This is a genomic window from Microbacterium sp. NPDC087868 (assembly GCF_044900755.1).
Classification (GTDB): Bacteria; Actinomycetota; Actinomycetes; order Actinomycetales; family Microbacteriaceae; genus Microbacterium; species Microbacterium galbinum.
In genome coordinates this window covers 531,939-549,855 of the sequence record NZ_JBJDNO010000001.1, presented here as the reverse complement: position 1 = coordinate 549,855, position 17,917 = coordinate 531,939, and the positions used below count along the sequence as shown (strand labels likewise).

Here is a 17,917-nt window from a genome sequence, read left to right as displayed (position 1 = left end):
CTCGCCACTCCGTCGAGGTGAAAGGATAGGAGGGTGAGCGCGATCGAACCCGTAGTCGTCCCCTTTGCCTCTGCTGCCGCGGCCGGAGGTGCAGCCATCGTCACGACCCCCGTCGCCTACGACGGGATCCTCCTCGCCGGCTTCGGCGGACCGGAGGGGCAGGAGGACGTGATCCCCTTCCTGCGCAATGTGACGCGAGGGCGCGGCATCCCCGACGAGCGGCTCGAAGAGGTCGCGCATCACTACCGTCACTTCGGCGGCGTGAGTCCGATCAACGGCCAGAACCGCGCGCTCAAGGCGGCGCTCGAAGCCGAACTCGCCGCGCGGGGCATCGATCTGCCCGTGTACTGGGGCAACCGCAACTGGACGCCGTATCTCGCGGACGCGGTGACGACGGCATCCGACAACGGCCACTCGACGCTGCTCGCCTTCGCGACGAGCGCGTACAGCTCGTTCTCGAGCTGCCGGCAGTACCGCGAGGACTTCGCGGGCGTTCTGCAGGAGACCGGCCTCGGTGAAAGCGTCACGATCGACAAGATCCGCCCGTTCTACGACCACCCCGGATTCGTCGACGCCTTCGAGACCGGCGTCCGCGAAGCGATCGAGGGCTTCCTCGCCGACGGGATCGCGGCATCCGACATCCAAATCCTGTTCTCCACGCACAGCATCCCGACGGAGGACGCGCAGCGCTCCGGCGCGCGCGACATCGACTGGGGTGAGGGCGGCGCGTACGCGGCGCAGCACGAGGCCGTCGCGGCCTGGGTGATGGACCGCGTGCTGCAGACGCTGCCGACCGGTGCCGGTGTGTCGTGGGAGCTCGTCTACCAGTCGCGCTCGGGCCCCCCGTCGCAGCCGTGGCTCGACCCCGACGTGTGCGACGTCATCGCCGAGCTGCCCGGGCGCGGACGCCGGGCCGTCGCCGTCGTTCCGCTGGGCTTCATGAGCGACCACATGGAGGTGCTCTGGGACCTCGACACCGAGGCCAAGGAAGCGGCGGAGGAAGCGGGACTCGCCTTCACCCGCACGCCCACCCCGGGTGTGTCGCCCACGTTCGTCGCCGGGATCGTCGACCTGATCCAGGAGCGTCTCGAGGGGCGTCCGCGGAGTGAGCGCCAGCACCTGACCGACCTTCCGGGCGGTTTCGACGTCTGCCGTCCCGGCTGCTGCGAGAACGTGCGCGCCGGCTTCAAGCCGGCGGCCGCGGGCATCGCCCCGTAGTCCGACACGATGTCGGTGGCGTCAATAGAATGAAGGCCATGCGCATCCACATCGCCACCGATCACGCCGGTCTCGAGTTCTCGACCCAGTTGCAGGAGCATCTGCGCGCGGCGGGCCACGATGTCACCGATCATGGGCCGATCGCGTACGACGCGCTCGACGACTACCCGGCGTTCTGCATCCGTGCCGCGCAGGCCGTCGTCGCGGACCAGGCCGCGGGGATCGAAGCCGCCGGCATCGTCTTCGGCGGGTCGGGCAACGGCGAGCAGATCGCGGCGAACAAGGTGCAGGGCATCCGCGCCGCGCTCGTCTGGAACCTGTCGACCGCCGAGCTCGCCCGCGAGCACAACGACGCGAACGTGATCTCGATCGGCGCCCGTCAGCACACGTACGACGAGGTCACGTCGTTCATCGATCTCTTCCTCGCCACGCCCTTCTCGGGCGAGGAGCGCCACGTTCGTCGGATCGGGCAGATCGCCGACTTCGAGCGCGACGGCTCCCTGCTGCCGGACCCGCGGGCCTGACATGCCCGAGGGTCATTCCGTCCACCGGATCGCGCGCCAGTTCGACCGCAACTTCATCGGGAAGACGCTCTCCGCCGCCAGCCCGCAGGGCCGATTCGCCGAGGGCGCCGCGGTTCTCGACGGCCGATCCGCCGTGAGCGTGCAGGCCGTCGGCAAGCAGATGTTCCTCGAGGCCGAGGGCGACGTGTGGCTGCGCGTGCACCTCGGCCTCTACGGCGCCTGGGACTTCGCGGGGGAGATCCTCGTCGACCCGACGATCGCCTCGGCGAACGGTCGGATGGGGCAGACCAACCAGCGCGGCACGGTCATCGACGAGGAGATCCTCGACGACGCCGGAGAGAACTCGCTCGCATCGATCGGCGCCCCGCGGCGCACGCGCGTGCACGTGCGCATGTCGGAGCAGACCAAGGGCCTCGCCGACGAGGGCGTGGAGTGGCCGCCGCCCGTGGTCGGGCAGGTACGTCTGCGTCTGATGACCGACATCACCGCCGCCGATCTCCGCGGCCCCACCGCGTGCGTCCTGCAGACCCCCGACGAGATGCTCGCGACCATCGCGAAGCTCGGACCGGACCCGCTCGTCGGAGACCCGGTCGAGAACGAGGAGCGCTTCGTCTGCGCAGTGCGGAAGAAGCAGACCGTCATCGCCCTCCTGCTGATGGACCAGTCTGTCGTGAGCGGCATCGGAAACGTGTACCGCGCCGAGATGCTCTATCGGCAGCGGCTCAACCCGCACACCCCGGGACGTGACGTTCCCGAGGACGTCGTGCGTGCCCTCTGGCACGATTGGGTGCGGCTGCTGGCGATCGGCGTCGAGACCGGCCAGATGATGACGATGGACGACCTGTCGCCCGAGCGGTATCGAGCGGCCATGGCGAGCCGTGACGACAGGCACTGGGTCTACCACCGCGCGGGTCTGCCGTGTCGCGTGTGCGGTACCGAGATCGCCCTCGAGGAGATCGGCGCGCGCAAGCTCTACTGGTGCCCGCGCTGCCAGGCGTGAGAGCCCGGGATCGAGTCGAGTCCTAGGCTGGGAGGATGCGTCAGAATCCCAGCTTCACTCTCGCCGATCGGGCGGAGATCCGTCGCGTGATCGCGGCGAATCCCTGGGCCACGATCACGAGCAGCACCGCCGATGGACTCGTCGCCTCGCACTACGCCGTACTGCTGGACGACGCGAGCGACGACCTGACGGTGGTGGGTCACGTCGGCCGGCCCGATGACCTCATCCACGGACTCGGCGACGGTGAGATCCTCATCGTCTTCCAGGGGCCGCACGGTTACATCTCGCCGGGTTGGTACGGCGATGTGGCCGCTGTGCCGACGTGGAACTACACGGCGGTGCACCTGTCGGGCGTGCCCGAGATCCTGAGCGCCGACGAGAACCTCGCGGTGCTGGACCGTCTCGTGGACCGTTTCGAGAGTGAGCTTCCCGATCCGCGACGGATGTGGGAGCGGCCGAACGATGCGGCCTTCATCGAGCGTCTTGCGGCCGGCACCGTCGGCTTCCGGTTGACCCCGACGCGCGTGGTCGCGAAGCGCAAGCTCAGCCAGAACAAGCCCGCGGAGACGATCGATACGGTCATCGGCGAACTGAACGGCGAGGGGCCTTACGCCAACCCGGCGTTGGCATCGGAGATGCGTCGGGCGCAGGACGCACGGAAGGAGAAGCGGGCATGAGCGTCGTCGGTGACGAGGTCGGGATGATCCGCGGGGTTCGCATCGCCGGACCCGGTCGTGAGTACCTGATCGACGAGGAGCCGGTGGACATCGTGATCGCGGACGGACGGATCGCCGACATCGCGCCCGCCGGCGCCCTGCCCTCGACCGGTGCGGAGCTCGATGCCGAGGGGGCGTGGGCGGTGCCGGGGCTCTGGGACAACCACGTGCACACGGTGCAGTGGGCGTTGGCGGCCGAGCGCGAATCGCTGGATGACACTCTCTCGGCCGCCGAGGCGGCGTCCCGGATGGGGGCGGTCGCGCCTCTGTCGGACGGGCGGCGCGTGGGAACGGGGTATCGCGACGCGCTCTGGGACGACCGCCCGACGCTCGCCGTGTTGGACGCAGCGACCGGTGAGGTGCCGACGTACCTCATCAACGCTGACGTGCACAGCGTGTGGCTGAACTCCGCGGCGCTACGGCGCGAGGGCATGTCGACCACCGATGGGGTGCTGCGCGAGGAGGGGGCATTCGAGATCTCGCGCCGTCTGAACGCGGTCGACCCCGAGCATGCGGACCGCGCAGTGCAGCGAGCGGGGGAGGAGGCCGCAGCTCGCGGGGTAACCGGGATCGTCGACTTCGACATGGCCTGGAACGCGGATGCCTGGCCGCGCCGTGTCGCGAGCGGGTTCGCCGCGCACCGGGTGGAGTTCGCGGTGTACCCGTTCGACCTGGCTCGGGCGGTGGCGGAGGGTCTTCGTACCGGTGAGCTCATCGACGATGCGGACCTTCCGCAGGCGCGACGAGGCCTCATCCGGGTGGGACCGTTGAAGATCATCAGCGACGGCTCGCTCGGCACGCGGACCGCGGCGTGCACGCACGCGTACCCGGGCGATCCCTACAATTTCGGGGTGATGACGGTTCCCCGCGAGGAGCTGATCGGACTGCTCACCACCGCGACCGGCGCGGGCCTCGCCGTCGCCGTGCACGCGATCGGCGATCGCGCGGCCTCCACCGCGCTGGACGCCTTCGCCATGACCGGGGCCGTGGGCTCCATCGAGCACGCGCAGCTCGTCCGGCACGCCGATCTCGCGCGATTCGCCCGACTCGGTATCACGGCGAGTGTGCAGCCGCAGCACGCGATCGACGACCGCGATCTCGCGGAGCGGCTGTGGGCGACGCAGGATTCCCTGGGGTACCCGCTCGCATCGCTGTTCGCCGCGGGGGCCGATGTGAGGTTCGGTTCCGATGCGCCGGTGGCTGCCCTCGACCCCTGGCAGGCGATGGCCGCCGCCGTCACACGTACCGAGAACGCGCGCGACGCCTGGCATCCCGAGGAAGCGGTGACCTTCGATCAGGCGCTGCAGGCCAGCATCCGGTCGACGAGCGTTCCCGGAGCTCCCGCCGACCTGGCGTTGTGCGCCGCGGATCCGCGGCGAGCGACGGGGACGCATCTGCGCGACATGCCGGTGGTCGCGACACTGCTCGCCGGTCGCGTCACCCACCGGGCCTGAACAGGAAGAAGGGCCCCGGGATCGAATCCCGGGGCCCTTCTCTCGTTCTCGTGCGACGAGATTACGCGGCGATGTGCGAAACGAGGAACCAACGGTCCTTCTCGAGGCCGCGCATGATCTCGATCGCGACGTCCTGGCTCGTGAGGTCGACCTCGTCGAGGCCGTCGATCGCGGCCTTGGTGTCGACCAGGATCGCGTCGATGTCGGCGATCACGGCGCGGACGAGTTCGTCCGACTGCGTGAAGCCGGCGGGGACGCCGGTCTCGCCGGCCTTCGCGGCGACCGCGCTCACGCGGGCGTCGATCGGGAGACCGAGGGCGACGATGCGCTCCGCCGCGGTGTCGGCGAAGTCGCCGGCGTGGGCGACGATCGTGTCGAGGAGTTCGTGGACGCCGACGAAGTTGGCGCCGCGCACGTGCCAGTGCGCCTGCTTGCCGTTGATCGTGAGCGCCTGCAGGCCCAGGACGACGGGCGAGAGGAACTGTGCGGCGGCAGCAGCCACGGTGGGGTCGCTGGCGGTGGTGGAAACGGTCTGTACCTTGCTCATCTTGTGCTCCTCCGAGGTGCCTTTTCGTACCTGATGAAGACAACGCTACTCAGGTTGAAACATTCCGCAAGCAAGCTGAGGCTCCGCTAACCGCCCCGAAAATCCGCGGAATCACGGGGATGTGAGGATAGTCTCGCCTCATGAGCATCGCATCCGGAGCATCCGTCCTCGCCCTCCCCGATCGGGAGCCGTCGATCGATCCCGAGGCGTTCGTCGCCGAGGGTGCTCGCATCGTCGGCGACGTCACTCTCGCAGAGTCGTCGAGCGTCTGGTACAACGCGGTCCTCCGGGCCGATTCGGCCTCGATCGTGATCGGAGCGGGCAGCAACGTGCAGGACAACGTCTCGGTGCACGTGGACGCCGGACACCCGGTGCTGATCGGGCGCCATGTGTCGATCGGGCACAACGCCGTCGTACACGGATGCTCGATCGGCGACGGTTCGTTGATCGGCATGGGGGCGGTGATCCTCAGCGGCGCGGTGATCGGGAGCGGGTGCCTGATCGCCGGTGGTGCCGTCGTGCTGGGAGGCAGCGAGGTGCCGGACGGATCTCTCGTCGCCGGCGTTCCCGCGAAGGTGCGTCGCGCCCTGACCGAGGAGGAGCGTGCCGGACTGCTCGCGAACGCCGACATCTATCTCGCGCACCAGCAGGTGCACGCGCGCGCGACGGAGGTATGACCCGGGGCACCGCTAGGCTGGACGTACACGGGGCGGTGGCCAAGCTGGTCAAGGCAGCGGGCTCATAACCCGACGATCGTGGGTTCAAGTCCCACCCGCCCTACCGTGCCGTGACAGTGGATTAGGCTTGCCTTAGTAAAGATGAGAATCACGGCTTCCGACGACAGCAGAACACCGGGCGAATCCTTCGCCGCTCCGCAGAGGGGCGCGCACGACAGCGACCCGGTGATCGGCGTAGGCACCGCGTCGGGCAAGGCGATCCTCTTCGGGGAGCACGCCGTCGTCTACGGGCACCCCGCGATCGCCCTTCCGCTGCGCGATCTTCGCGTTCGCGCCGAGGCGGAGCCGCTGCCCGAGCGCCGTCTTCTGCACAGCGCGCTCTACACCGGTGACCTCGGTCGGGTTCCCGACCGCCTGGCCTCCACCGCTCGCGCGGTCGAGGCGACGATGAGCGCGGTCGGCGCCGACGGCTCCGGGGTGCGGGTGCACGTCGAGAGCGACCTGCCCGCGGAACGCGGTGTGGGATCGAGCGCCGCAGTGTCGGCGGCCATCGTGCAGGCCGTCGCCGCCGCCTTCGGTCACGAACTCGATCCCTCCGAACGTCATCATCTGATCCAGATCGCGGAACGCGCCGCGCACACGTCGCCCAGCGGGCTCGACGCACGCACGGTCGTCTCCGACCGGCCGGTGTGGTTCCAGGACGGCAGCGCGCACGATCTCGAGGTCGCGGGTCCCCTGTCGTTCGTGATCGCCGACTCGGGAGTGCGGGGATGCACGCGCGAGGCCGTCGCCGCCGTCCGCGCGCTGCGCGACGCCGATCCGATCGCCGTGGAGCGGCGGCTCGATCGGCTCGGAGCGCTCGCCCGCGAGGGTCGGGCGGCGCTGGCATCCCCGAGGCCGGAGGAGATCGGCGTCCGAATGGACGAGGCGCATGCGCTGCTCGGGGAGCTGGGAGTCGGAGATCCCGCGCTCGACCGGCTCGCCGGCATCGCCCGCACGGGCGGCGCGCTCGGAGCCAAGCTCACCGGAGGCGGTCGGGGAGGATGCGTGCTCGTGCTGGCGCGTGATCCCGATCATGCGACGGAGCTCGCGCACGACCTTCGCGGACGAGGCGCCGCCGCCACCTGGACCACCGAACTGAGAGGAACGCGATGACCGCCGTCACGGCTCGCGCCCACCCGAACATCGCCCTCGTCAAGTACTGGGGAAAAGCGGACACGGCGTTGAACCTGCCCGCGACGGGCAGCCTCTCGATGACGCTGGACGTGTTCCCCACGACCACGACCGTGACGCTCGCGCCGGATGCCGCGCACGACGAGGTCGTGCTCAACGGAGCGGTCCGTGAGGGAGTGGTCCGTGATCGTGTCGTGCGCTTCCTCGACATCGTGCGGGAGATGGCCGGGTCCCGGACGGCGGCCGTGGTCGATTCCGTGAACACGGTGCCCTCCGCCGCTGGTCTCGCCTCCTCCGCGTCGGGGTTCGCCGCCCTCGCCGCGGCGGCGTCGCGTGCGTACGGCCTGGACCTCGACCGAACGGCGCTCAGCCGACTCGCCCGCCGCGGGTCCGGATCTGCGGCGCGATCGGTGATCCCGGGGTTCGCGGTGTGGCACGCAGGCAGTGATGAGGAGTCCTTCGCCGAGCCGCTCGACGCCCCCGATCTCGCGATGGTGATCGCGATCGTGAATTCCGAGGAGAAAGCCGTCTCCAGCCGCGACGCCATGAAGCGGACGGCGCTCACGTCGCCGTTCTACCCCGCGTGGGTCTCGTCGACGACGGAGACGCTATCGGCTGCGGTGCAGGCCAGCCGTAACGGCGACGTCGAGCGCCTCGGGCGGATCACCGAGACGAACGCGCTCCGCATGCACGCGGTCATCCAGTCGTGCGATCCGCCCGTGCGGTACCTGTCGCCGGTGAGCGTCGCCCTCTTCGACCTCGCGGAGTCGCTCCGTGCCGACGGTCTGCCGGTCTACGCGACCGCCGATGCAGGGCCCAACGTCGTGTTCCTGTGCCGGCCGCAGGACGCGGATGCCGTGGCCGCGGCGGTCCGTCCGCTCGCGGAGACCATGATCGCGCGTCCGGGGCCCGGAGTGGAGGTGCTCGCATGAGCCCGGTCATCACGGTCCGCGCACCGGGCAAGCTGTTCATCGCGGGGGAGTACGCGGTCGTCTCGCCGGGCGAGCCCTCCGTGCTCGTCGCCGTCGACCGGTACGTGTCGGTCTCGGTGTCGGAGAGCGTCGGAGCCGGGAGCATCCACTCGCCCGAGTACGGGCGTTCGCCGCTGCTGTGGACCCGCAGTGCCGACGGACTACGCATCGATCCGGAGCACCACCCCTACGACTACGTGCTGGCGGCGATCACGATCGTCGAGCGGCTCCGCGCCGACCTGCGGGTCGCCCCGCGCTTCTTCGATCTGCGGATCGAGAGCGGTCTCGACGACGTCAGCGGACGCAAGTTCGGCCTGGGCTCCTCGGCTGCGGTCACGGTGGCGACCGTGCGCGCACTCGACGAGTTCTACGGGCTGGGCCTGGATCGCCTGGCGGCGTTCAAGCTGTCGATGCTCGCGACGATCCGGGTCAACCCCAGCGCATCGGGGGGCGATCTGGCAGCGAGCGCCTTCGGCGGATGGATCGGCTATCGCGCGCCCGACCGGGATCTCCTCGGAGAGAGATCCGAGAACGGACCGATCGCACCGCTGCTCGCGGACGAGAACCTCTGGGCGGGCCTCCAGATCGTGCGTCTGCATCCGCCGGAGCAGCTACGGTTCGTGGTGGGCTGGACCGGTGAACCCGCGTCGACGGCGCGACTCGTCGACGAGCTCGGCCGTCGAACACTGGCGGGAGCGGTCGATCACCCCGCGTTCCTGCTCGACTCGCGCGCGTGCGTGTCGGCCCTGTGGGAGTCGCTCTCGCGCGGCGACGACGCGGCGACCCTCGACGGCATCCGTGAGGCCCGACGACTGCTGCAGCGCCTCGGCGCCCAGGCCGGTCTGCCGATCGAGACCGCGCAGCTCGCAGTGCTGTGCGATATCGCCGAGGCGGCAGGGGCGGCCGCGAAGCCCTCCGGCGCGGGCGGCGGCGACTGCGGCATCGTGCTCGCTCCCGTGCACACCGATCTCGCCGACATCTTCCGCGAGTGGGAGCACCACGACGTGCGTCACCTCACGATCGGCGTGCACCCGCCCGAGGGGGTGCTCGATGTCCTCTGAGCGCAAGGATGATCACGTACGGCTCGCCGCAGCCCAGCAGGGCGAAGCGCGCATCGCATCGAACGGTTTCGACGACGTCGCGTTCGTGCATCACGCCCTCGCGGGGATCGATGCCGAGCGCGTCAGCCTCGCGGGTGATCTGCTGGGAGCACGCTGGAGCGTGCCTCTCTACGTCAACGCGATGACCGGCGGAAGCGAGAGCACCGGACGCATCAACCGCGACCTCGCGATCGCCGCGCGGGAGGCGGGAGTGCCGCTGGCTTCGGGATCGATGAGCGTCGCGCTGGAGAATCCCTCTCTCGCCCCCACGTTCCGTGTGCTCCGCGAAGAGCATCCCGACGGGTTCCTCTTCGCCAATCTGGGTGTCGAACGCACGCCGGACGACGCGCGCCGAGCCATCGATCTGATCGAGGCGAACGCGTTGCAGGTGCACGTCAACAGCGTGCAGGAGACGGTCATGCCCGAGGGACGCCGCGCGTTCTCGTCGTGGCAGCGGTCGCTCGAGTCCCTGGTGGCGGCCGTCGACGTGCCGGTGGTCGTGAAGGAGGTCGGTTTCGGGCTGAGCGCCCGCACGCTCGCCTTCCTCGCCGATCTCGGTGTCGCCGCCGCGGACGTGTCCGGTCGCGGAGGAACGGACTTCGTCCGTGTCGAGAACGCCCGCCGCGGGGGAGAGGGGTACGCCTATCTGGCGGGATGGGGGCAGTCGGCCGTCGAGTGCCTGATCGACGCCCCGGCATCCGCCCCGGTCCTCCTCGCCTCCGGCGGCGTGCGCACTCCGCTCGATGCCGTGCGCGCCCTGGCGCTCGGCGCACGGGCGGTGGGCGTCTCCGGCCCGTTCCTCAAGACGGTGCTCGACGGCGGTCCCGAGGCGCTGGCCTCGCGCCTCGGGGAATGGACCACGCATCTCACAGCGCTCTCGGCGCTCCTCGGCGCCGCGGCGACCTCCGACCTGGTGCGCACCGATCTCGTCGTCACCGGCGGCACCGCAGACTTCTGCCGCGCGCGGGGCATCGACCTCGCGGCCCTCTCGCGGCGCTCCGACGCACGATGACCGAAAGGCTCCCCATGTCCGACGCCCTGTTCACCCCCATCCCCACGCGCTGGGTCGGTCCGTTGCGGCTCAGCGGCGAGGTCGAGGGCGAGCAGTCCGTGCCGCTCGCGACCTACGAGTCGCCGCTGTGGCCGTCGGTGGGGCGGGGTGCCCGGGTATCGCGGCTCGTCGCCGGCGGCATCCGCACCACCGTGGTGGACGAGCGGATGACACGATCCTCGCTGTTCGTCGCGCCATCGGCGGCCGATGCGGTCGCTGCCGCCCGCAGCATCGAGGCGCGCCGAGACGAGCTCGGAGCGGTCGTCGCGGAGCGCAGCCGTCATGCGCGGCTCATCGACCTCGACACCGAGATCGTCGGACACCTGCTGTTCGTGCGGTTCGCGCTGACGACCGGCGACGCGTCCGGCCACAACATGGTGACTCTGGCAGCCGAGGGGCTCATGGAACGGGTTCTCGCCTGGCACCCCGAGTTGGAGTACGGCTCGATCTCGGGCAATTACTGCTCCGACAAGAAGGCCACCGCGGTGAACGGCATCCTCGGTCGGGGGCGCAGCGTGATCGCCGAGATCCTCATCCCCGCCGACATCGTCGAGCAGCAGCTGCGTTCGACGGCCCGTCGCATCGTCGAACTGAACGTGCGCAAGAACCTCGTGGGTTCCACGATCGCCGGGGCGTTGCGTTCCGCGAACGCGCACTACGCGAACATGCTCCTCGCGTTCTACCTCGCCACGGGGCAGGACGCGGCGAACATCGTCGAGGGCTCGCAGGGCATCACCTATGCGGAGGAGCGCGGAGACGGCGACCTGCTCTTCTCCTGCACGCTGCCGAACCTCATCGTCGGCACCGTCGGCAACGGCAAGGACCTCCCGGCCGTGGAGGACGCGCTCGAGCGTCTCGGCTGCCGCGAGGAGCGCGCGCCCGGAGGCAACGCCCGCCGCCTCGCCTCGCTCATCGCCGCGACGGTGCTGTGCGGCGAGCTGTCGTTGCTCGCGGCCCAGACCAACCAGGGAGAACTCATGGCCTCGCATCTGTTGCTCGAGCGTCGTCAGGGAGGTGCGAAGTGACCGTCGTCGGCATCCACGACCTGTCCATCGCCACCGCGAGCCGCGTTCTCGATCTCGCCCTCCTCGCGGAGCGCGCCGGCATCGATCCCGACAAGTATCGGATCGGCCTCGGTCAGGATCAGATGAGCGTCCCCGCCCCCGATGAGGACATCGTCACGATGGCGGCCGCGGCCGCGATGCCCATCGTCGAGCGCCATGGAGCCTCCGGCATCCGCACCGTGCTCTTCGCGACCGAGTCGGGCGTCGATCAGTCGAAGTCGGCGGCGGTGTTCGTGCACGAGCTCCTCGGACTGGACCCCGCGACACGCGTCGTCGAGCTCAAGCAGGCCTGCTACTCCGCCACGGCCGCTCTGCAGTTCGCCCTCGGGATCGTCGCGCGCCAACCGCAGGAGTCGGTGCTCGTGATCGCGGCGGACGTCGCCCGATACGCGGTCGACACCGCCGCGGAGCCCACGCAGGGCGCTGGTGCCGTTGCGATGCTCGTCACGCAGGATCCCGCGATCGCCGAGGTCGAGCCGGCCACCGGCATCCACACCGCCGATGTCGACGACTTCTGGCGACCGAACGACAGTGACACGGCCGTCGTGAACGGCAAGCTCTCGATCGACGCCTATCTCGACGCCTTCGTCGGGGCATGGGACGACTATCGGGCGCGCGGGGGCGCGGCGATCGAGTCGATCGACTACTTCTGCCACCACCAGCCGTTCACTCGGATGGCGGTGAAGGCGCACCAGCGCCTGGCGGTGCACATCGGCGCCGCGCTGACGCCCGCTCAGATGGAGTCGACCACTCGCTACAACCGTCGGTTGGGCAACTCGTACACGGCATCCCTCTACTTCGCTCTCGCCGCCCTTCTCGACGGTGAAGACGACCTGACCGATCGGCGCGTCGGGATGTACAGCTACGGCTCGGGCAGCATCGGCGAGTTCTTCTCGCTGCGAATTCGTCCCGGCTACCGCACGGCACTCCGTACCGAGGCGACGAAGCGCATCCTCGATTCCCGGGAGCCGCTCGACGTCGATGCGTATCGGGCGCTGCACGCCGCGCACTCGGCGTCGAGCGAGGTCGACCGTGAGATCGCGCCGACATCGCCGGTGCCGTTCCACTTCATCGGGGTCCAGGGGCGTGCGCGCCGGTACGCCCGTAGTGACGCATGAGGTAGCGTTCGGAGCATGACGGCCGGCGACGAGCTGACGACGATCGCGACCGAGCTGTACGTGCGTCCGCTCGGCGAGTTCGTGAGCGCCCGTCGTGCGAGCGCGAAACATGCCTCCGACCGCGGCCTCGCGGCGGAGATCGCGGCGCTGCGCAAGCCGTCGATCGCCGCCTGGGTGGTGAACGTCTTCGCGCAGGAACGCGCTGCGGAGCTGGGTGAGGCGCTGAGACTCGCTCGCGAGCTCCGTGAAGCTCAGGACGACCTCGACGCGCCGGCGCTCGCCCGGCTCGGTCGCGAGCGCCGGGCGCTGACACGCAGGCTCGCCGAGCAGGCCCGCGACCTTGCGATCGCCCGCGGCGAGAAGGTCACTCCGGGCACGTTGGATGCCGTGCGGCAGACGATCGGCGCGGCGTTCTTCGACGAGGCGGCGTCGATCGCCGTCGCTTCCGGACGCCTCATCCGCGAGATCGAGCCCTCCGAGAGCGTGGTCCTGGGGGAGATCGTGGCTGGCGGACCGGTTCGCGGAGAAGAGGCCGCTCCCGAGCACCATGTGGACGAGCTGGCGGAGCGGCGTCGCCAACGTCAGGCCGAGCGTGCCGTGCGCGATGCCGAGGATGCCGTCGCGTCCGCCGAACGCGCGCGGGCCGCGGCGGAGAGCGCGGGCCGCGATGCCGACCGTCGCATCGACGAGGCGAGCGCCCACGTCGTCGCTCTCGAGCGGGAGCTGGCGCGCACCCGCGTCGAGTTGGACGGTGCGCGGCAGGACGCCGACTCGGCGAGATCGCGCGTGGCCACGGCGACGGAGGCTGTCCAGGTCGCCTCCGATTCCCTCGATCGGGCGCGCGCGGACCTGGACTCCGTATGAACAGATGACTGTATGCGAAGGAATTGAGTCTGATATCAGTATTCCGGTGGCGCTGAACCGTTCCATTCCCCTAGATTGAGGTCGCTGCCCCTCGGCAGACGCCGCCCGAACGGCGCCTCCCAACGAAGGAATCCTCTGTGACTCGCTCGCGCCTCGCCGTGGCCTCGCTCAGCGCCGCCGCGCTCGGCATCGCCGCCGTCCTCGTGCCCACCGCCTCCATCGCGGAGCCCATCACCGAGACGCCCGCGGCGTCTGCACAGGTCATCTGGGCCGATGCGGCCGACGACTTCACGGAGATCCCGTTCACGGGTCCCGCCGAGTTCACCCTTCTGGACGCGTGGCAGTGGACCGCTCCCGCGGAGAGCAGCGGCTCGACGCTCGCCGAGTACGGAACGTTCGGCGAGAAGGGCTTCACCTCCAACGGCACGTCGCCCGTCGCACTCGTCCACGGCCTCCCCGCCCCCATCTCGGGTGCGGAGCTGTCCGGCTTCCTCGCCGACAGCGCGACGAGCGTCGGACCCGAGGCGTTCACGGGCGTGTTCATCGCCGACACGTCCGAAGAGGTTCCTTTCGTCACGACGATCACCACCGTCGACGGCTTCCACGGCGAGGACACGCTCTGGCAGGGTGGGACCACCACCGAGGAACTCGCAGCCGAGCTCACCGCCGAGGGCGCCTCGGTCGTCGGCTACCTGGTTGTCTTCCCGGGTGTCGTGCCCACCGGATCGCCGATTCCTGACGACGAGCCGCAGCCGGAACTCCTCCGCAGCAGCGGTCTGATCGACGACACGCAGACGCTCGACGAGCTGTTCGCCGCGCAGAGCGGGGGCGCCGCGCTGCGCGCCGCTGCCGTTCCTGACGCTGCGGGCATCGCCAGCCTCCGCATCGGCGACCTCACCACGTACTTCACGCCGCAGCCCACCGCCGCTCTCGCTCTCAGCAGCACGTCGATCACCGTCTCGCAGGCGACCACCACCGGCTTCACGGTGAGCGGCAGCGGCTTCGCCCCGGGTGAGATCGTCAGCTCGGGCATCGGTACCGGCGCCATGGGCGACAGCCTGCCCGACACCTTCATCGCGGATGCCGACGGCAACGTGAGCGGCACGATCGTGCTCCCCGCGGCCTGGGCCGCCGCCGGCGACTACTTCATCGTCCTCGTCGGTGAGTCCTCCGGTCAGGTGGCGTCGAGCGCTCTCGCGATCACCGGTGCGGCCCCGGTCGCCGTCCCGGTGCCGGGCGAGGCCACGTACACCGGCTGACACCCGGTGCCCGACACCACCAACGTCCCGCGGCGGCGCACGATTCTCATCGTGGCCGCCGCGGTCGTCGTGTGCGCCGCGATCGTCGTCACCTGCGTGGTGATCTTCGGTCGCGGTCCGGCAGTCGCCGAGCCCGCGCCGACCAGTTCGTCGACCCCCGTCGCGACGCCCGACCCGACGCCGACACCCACGCCGACGGCGGAGGAGCCGGTCGCCGATGTCCATGCGCCCGCGGAGTCGACCGTCGCCGCCGTGATCGGCGCCGAGATCGCGGTCAGCGCCGAGCCCGGTGGTGCAGCGACGCAATCGTTGCCGAACCCGCAGTCGTCCGGAGCGCCTCTCGTCTTCCTGGTCACCGCTCAGGAGGGGGACTGGCTGCAGGTCCAACTCGCGCAGCGGCCCAACGGAAGCCTCGGGTGGATTCGCTCGGATGCCGTTCAGCTCTCCACGACCTCGTACGCGCTGGTCGTGACGACGTCGACCAACACCCTCGATCTCTACGAAGGCGGGGAGCTGCGGCAGAGCTATCCGGTCGCGACGGGCACGGGCGGCACGCCGACCCCGAAGGGCCAGTTCGCGATCACCGAGCTGCTCGCGCCGACGAACAGCGGCTACGGTCCCTTCGCTTACGGCACGACGGCGTTTTCCGATGCCCTCAACTCGTACGGGGGTGGCCCGGGTCAGATCGGCCTGCACGGCACCGACGACGAGGCGAGCATCGGCTCCGACGCCTCGCACGGCTGCGTGCGCCTGTCGAACGCCGACATCACGGCGCTCGCCCAGCTCCTGCCCCTCGGCACACCGCTGCAGGTGCGCTGAGTCCGAGGTCACCGCAGACGGAAGGCCCCGGGCGCATGCGCCCGGGGCCTTCCGTCTGATCACCGCGCGGAACGCCTCGTCTCGGCATCCGATCCGGACGGGGCGTCCGGGGCATCGCCGTGGGCGCCCACCGTCGGCCGCGCACGCAGCTCGGCCTCGAGCTTCTCGGCTTCCTCGCCCGTGATGGCCTCTCCCCGCGCGACGAGTCCGGCCTGATCCGACAGGGGGATCTGCTTGAGGAACAGCGAGAGCACGAGCGCGAGCACGATGAACGGCACGAGGTACCAGAACACCGGGGCGAGGGCGTCGGCGTACGCGGTGACGATTCCGTCGCGCACCTCGTCGGGCAGTGAGTTGAGGGTGGCCGGGTCGATCGTCGCGGCGGATTGCGCGGCGTCGGAGGACGACGCTCCGGCATCCGTGAACACGCCGAGCAGGTTCTCGGTGAGACGGGTGGTGAAGATCGTGCCGAACACCGCCGTCCCGAGAGAAGCCCCCACCTCGCGGAAGTAGTTGTTCGTGCTCGTCGCGGTACCGATCTCACCGGCCGGAACGGCGTTCTGCACGACGAGCACGACGACCTGCATGATGAGGCCGAGTCCGGCGCCGAAGACGAACAGGAACACGCAGATGAGCCAGATGGGCGTCTCGGCCGACAGTGTGGTCATGGCGACCATCGCGATGCCGGTGAGGATCGTTCCCACGATCGGATAGGCCTTATAGCGACCGGTCTTCGAGATCGCGATGCCCGAGAAGATCGAGGTTCCGATCAGTCCCACCATCATCGGGATCATCAGCAGTCCGGATGCCGCGGCGGAGGTGCCGGAGGACATCTGCAGGAAGGTCGGCACGAAGCCGATCGCGGCGAACATCCCGATGCCGAGAACCAGCCCGATCGCGGTGGCGTTCACGAAGATCGGATTGCGGAACAGGCTCAGCGGGATGATCGGGTCCTGCACGCGGGACTCGGTGATCACGAACGCGGTCGCCGCGACGATCAGTCCCGCACCCCAGGCCCACGTGGCCATCGAGGACCAGCCGAATTCCTTGTCGCCACCGAAGTCGGTGAAGAAGATGAGGCAGGTCGTGGCGATCGAGAGGAAGATGACCCCGAACACGTCGATCGGCTTCTCGGCCTTCTTACTGGGGAGCTTGAGGGCGACGAGGGCGATGATGAACGCGGCGATGCCGACGGGGATGTTGATGTAGAACGCCCACTGCCAGGTCATGTGATCGACGAAGAATCCGCCGAGCAGCGGCCCGGCCACAGCGGAGAGGCCGAAGACCGCACCCAGGGGGCCCATGTACTTGCCGCGCTCGTTCGCCGGCACGATGTCGGCGATGATCGCCTGCGAGAGGATCATCAATCCGCCGCCGCCGAGGCCCTGCAGCGCGCGGAAGACGACGAACATCCAGAAGTCCGTCGCGAACGCGCAGCCGACCGAGGCGAGGGTGAAGAGCGCGATCGCCACGAGGAAGAGGCTCCGTCTGCCGAGCACGTCGCCGAACTTGCCGTAGATCGGCATGACGATGGTCGTCGCGAGGAGGTAGGCCGTGGTGATCCACACCTGATGGTCGACGCCGCCGAGCTCGCCGACGATCGTCGGCATCGCGGTCGAGACGATGGTCTGATCGAGGCTGGAGAGCAGCATCCCGGCGATCAGGGCGCTGAAGATGATCCAGATGCGGCGCTTGGTGAGCAGGAAGGGCGCATCTGCCGTGGCGGTGGTGGACATTCAGTGGTCTTTCTGTGCGGAGGTGAAGAGGTCGCGGGCGATGTCGAGGCGTTCGGCGACGAGTCGGCCGAACGGGATGGGGGACTGGTGATCCAGGATCTGAGCGACGGCCAGGCGGATGCAGGCGCCGACGGTGTGGACGACGACCTCGGCGCGCATCGTCTGATCGGCGCCTTCGCGGCGCACGATGAGTGCGACGTCGCGGCGCTCGTTCTCGGCCAATCGCTCGAACGCGCCCTTCAGCAGTCGCGGTTCGTGCTCGATCACCTGGAGGAGGGCGGGGGCGTCGGACAGCGGGTCGAGCATCTCCCAGCGACGGACCACGACGTCGACGAAGTCGTCGAGCAGGTCACCGCTCTTCGCCACGAACTCGTCGTCGAGCTCGACGAGGCGCGGATCGATCTCGGTGTATCCGAAGACCGCGTTGTCCTTGCTCTCGAAGTAGTTGAAGAACGTGCGGCGGGAGACCCCCGCCTCGGCGCAGACCTCTTCGACGGTGAACCCGGCGAAGCCGCGCTCGATCGTCAGGCGTCGAGCCGTGTCGGTGAGTGCGCGGATGGTCTCGCGCTTGCGAACATCGCGCAGCGAAGGTGCATTGTTCTCCATAGAGTGCAAGTTTGCACTTC

At 69.6% G+C, this 17,917-nt stretch carries 18 protein-coding genes and 1 tRNA gene; 16 read left to right on the top strand and 3 right to left on the bottom strand.

Annotation, left to right across the window (positions count from 1 at the left end; all coding sequences use genetic code 11):
* Positions 1-33 precede the first annotated feature (33 nt).
* From ACI2JZ_RS02760 to ACI2JZ_RS02740, 5 genes are read left to right on the top strand one after another with little or no spacing between them, the layout of a single operon-like run.
* The gene (locus tag ACI2JZ_RS02760) at positions 34-1,218 is read left to right on the top strand and encodes a ferrochelatase (protein WP_404596447.1); all 1,185 of its coding nucleotides are present in this window, start codon (positions 34-36) and stop codon (positions 1,216-1,218) included.
* 38 nt (positions 1,219-1,256) lie between these two features.
* Entirely contained in the window at positions 1,257-1,742 is a 486-nt protein-coding gene (locus ACI2JZ_RS02755) for a ribose-5-phosphate isomerase (protein ID WP_247622546.1), read from the top strand.
* Position 1,743: 1 nt separating this feature from the next.
* Positions 1,744-2,742, top strand: a complete 999-nt coding sequence (locus ACI2JZ_RS02750; RefSeq protein WP_404596446.1) for an Fpg/Nei family DNA glycosylase — start codon at positions 1,744-1,746, stop codon at positions 2,740-2,742.
* 35 nt (positions 2,743-2,777) lie between these two features.
* The gene (locus ACI2JZ_RS02745; protein WP_336640410.1) at positions 2,778-3,419 is read left to right on the top strand and encodes an FMN-binding negative transcriptional regulator; all 642 of its coding nucleotides are present in this window, start codon (positions 2,778-2,780) and stop codon (positions 3,417-3,419) included.
* Positions 3,416-4,912 carry an amidohydrolase gene (locus tag ACI2JZ_RS02740; RefSeq protein WP_404596445.1) on the top strand — a complete coding sequence of 499 codons (1,497 nt, stop codon included), beginning with the start codon at positions 3,416-3,418 and terminating at the stop codon, positions 4,910-4,912. Before ACI2JZ_RS02745 ends, ACI2JZ_RS02740 begins: the two co-directional genes overlap by 4 nt.
* Before the next feature lie 61 nt (positions 4,913-4,973).
* Here ACI2JZ_RS02740 and ACI2JZ_RS02735 read toward each other — a convergent pair whose 3' ends face one another.
* Entirely contained in the window at positions 4,974-5,459 is a 486-nt protein-coding gene (locus ACI2JZ_RS02735) for a Dps family protein (protein WP_247622542.1), read from the bottom strand.
* A gap of 140 nt (positions 5,460-5,599) precedes the next feature.
* On the opposite strand from ACI2JZ_RS02735, the gene ACI2JZ_RS02730 reads away from it, so the two are divergent.
* The 11 genes from ACI2JZ_RS02730 to ACI2JZ_RS02680 all read left to right on the top strand — a co-directional run bounded on the left by ACI2JZ_RS02730 (position 5,600) and on the right by ACI2JZ_RS02680 (position 15,555).
* Positions 5,600-6,136, top strand: a complete 537-nt coding sequence (locus ACI2JZ_RS02730; protein WP_404596444.1) for a gamma carbonic anhydrase family protein — start codon at positions 5,600-5,602, stop codon at positions 6,134-6,136.
* A 29-nt stretch (positions 6,137-6,165) separates the two neighbouring features.
* A tRNA-Ile gene (locus ACI2JZ_RS02725) sits at positions 6,166-6,239 on the top strand.
* A 38-nt stretch (positions 6,240-6,277) separates the two neighbouring features.
* Complete coding sequence (gene mvk / locus ACI2JZ_RS02720; protein ID WP_404596443.1) at positions 6,278-7,291, top strand: mevalonate kinase; 1,014 nt, start codon at positions 6,278-6,280, stop codon at positions 7,289-7,291.
* Positions 7,288-8,241: a diphosphomevalonate decarboxylase gene (mvaD, locus tag ACI2JZ_RS02715; protein WP_404596442.1), complete on the top strand. Its 954-nt coding sequence runs from the start codon at positions 7,288-7,290 to the stop codon at positions 8,239-8,241. Before mvk ends, mvaD begins: the two co-directional genes overlap by 4 nt.
* Entirely contained in the window at positions 8,238-9,341 is a 1,104-nt protein-coding gene (locus ACI2JZ_RS02710) for a phosphomevalonate kinase (protein WP_336640405.1), read from the top strand. The genes mvaD and ACI2JZ_RS02710 overlap by 4 nt, the downstream gene beginning before the upstream one ends.
* Positions 9,331-10,392: a type 2 isopentenyl-diphosphate Delta-isomerase gene (fni, locus tag ACI2JZ_RS02705; RefSeq protein WP_404596441.1), complete on the top strand. Its 1,062-nt coding sequence runs from the start codon at positions 9,331-9,333 to the stop codon at positions 10,390-10,392. The genes ACI2JZ_RS02710 and fni overlap by 11 nt, the downstream gene beginning before the upstream one ends.
* Before the next feature lie 14 nt (positions 10,393-10,406).
* Positions 10,407-11,456: a hydroxymethylglutaryl-CoA reductase gene (locus ACI2JZ_RS02700; RefSeq protein ID WP_404596440.1), complete on the top strand. Its 1,050-nt coding sequence runs from the start codon at positions 10,407-10,409 to the stop codon at positions 11,454-11,456.
* Entirely contained in the window at positions 11,453-12,613 is a 1,161-nt protein-coding gene (locus tag ACI2JZ_RS02695; protein ID WP_404596439.1) for a hydroxymethylglutaryl-CoA synthase, read from the top strand. Before ACI2JZ_RS02700 ends, ACI2JZ_RS02695 begins: the two co-directional genes overlap by 4 nt.
* Before the next feature lie 15 nt (positions 12,614-12,628).
* The gene (locus ACI2JZ_RS02690) at positions 12,629-13,477 is read left to right on the top strand and encodes a transposase (protein WP_404596438.1); all 849 of its coding nucleotides are present in this window, start codon (positions 12,629-12,631) and stop codon (positions 13,475-13,477) included.
* A 137-nt stretch (positions 13,478-13,614) separates the two neighbouring features.
* Positions 13,615-14,736: a hypothetical protein gene (locus tag ACI2JZ_RS02685; protein WP_404596437.1), complete on the top strand. Its 1,122-nt coding sequence runs from the start codon at positions 13,615-13,617 to the stop codon at positions 14,734-14,736.
* Positions 14,737-14,742: 6 nt separating this feature from the next.
* Positions 14,743-15,555: a L,D-transpeptidase gene (locus ACI2JZ_RS02680; RefSeq protein ID WP_404596436.1), complete on the top strand. Its 813-nt coding sequence runs from the start codon at positions 14,743-14,745 to the stop codon at positions 15,553-15,555.
* Between the two features lie 59 nt (positions 15,556-15,614).
* Here the strand turns inward: ACI2JZ_RS02680 and ACI2JZ_RS02675 are convergent, their stop codons facing one another.
* Together ACI2JZ_RS02675 and ACI2JZ_RS02670 are read right to left on the bottom strand one after the other, a co-directional pair.
* Complete coding sequence (locus ACI2JZ_RS02675; protein WP_404596435.1) at positions 15,615-17,291, bottom strand: MDR family MFS transporter; 1,677 nt, start codon at positions 17,289-17,291, stop codon at positions 15,615-15,617.
* A complete protein-coding gene (locus tag ACI2JZ_RS02670; protein ID WP_247622532.1) occupies positions 17,292-17,897 on the bottom strand; it encodes a TetR/AcrR family transcriptional regulator in 606 nt (201 codons plus the stop codon).
* Positions 17,898-17,917: the final 20 nt, after the last annotated feature.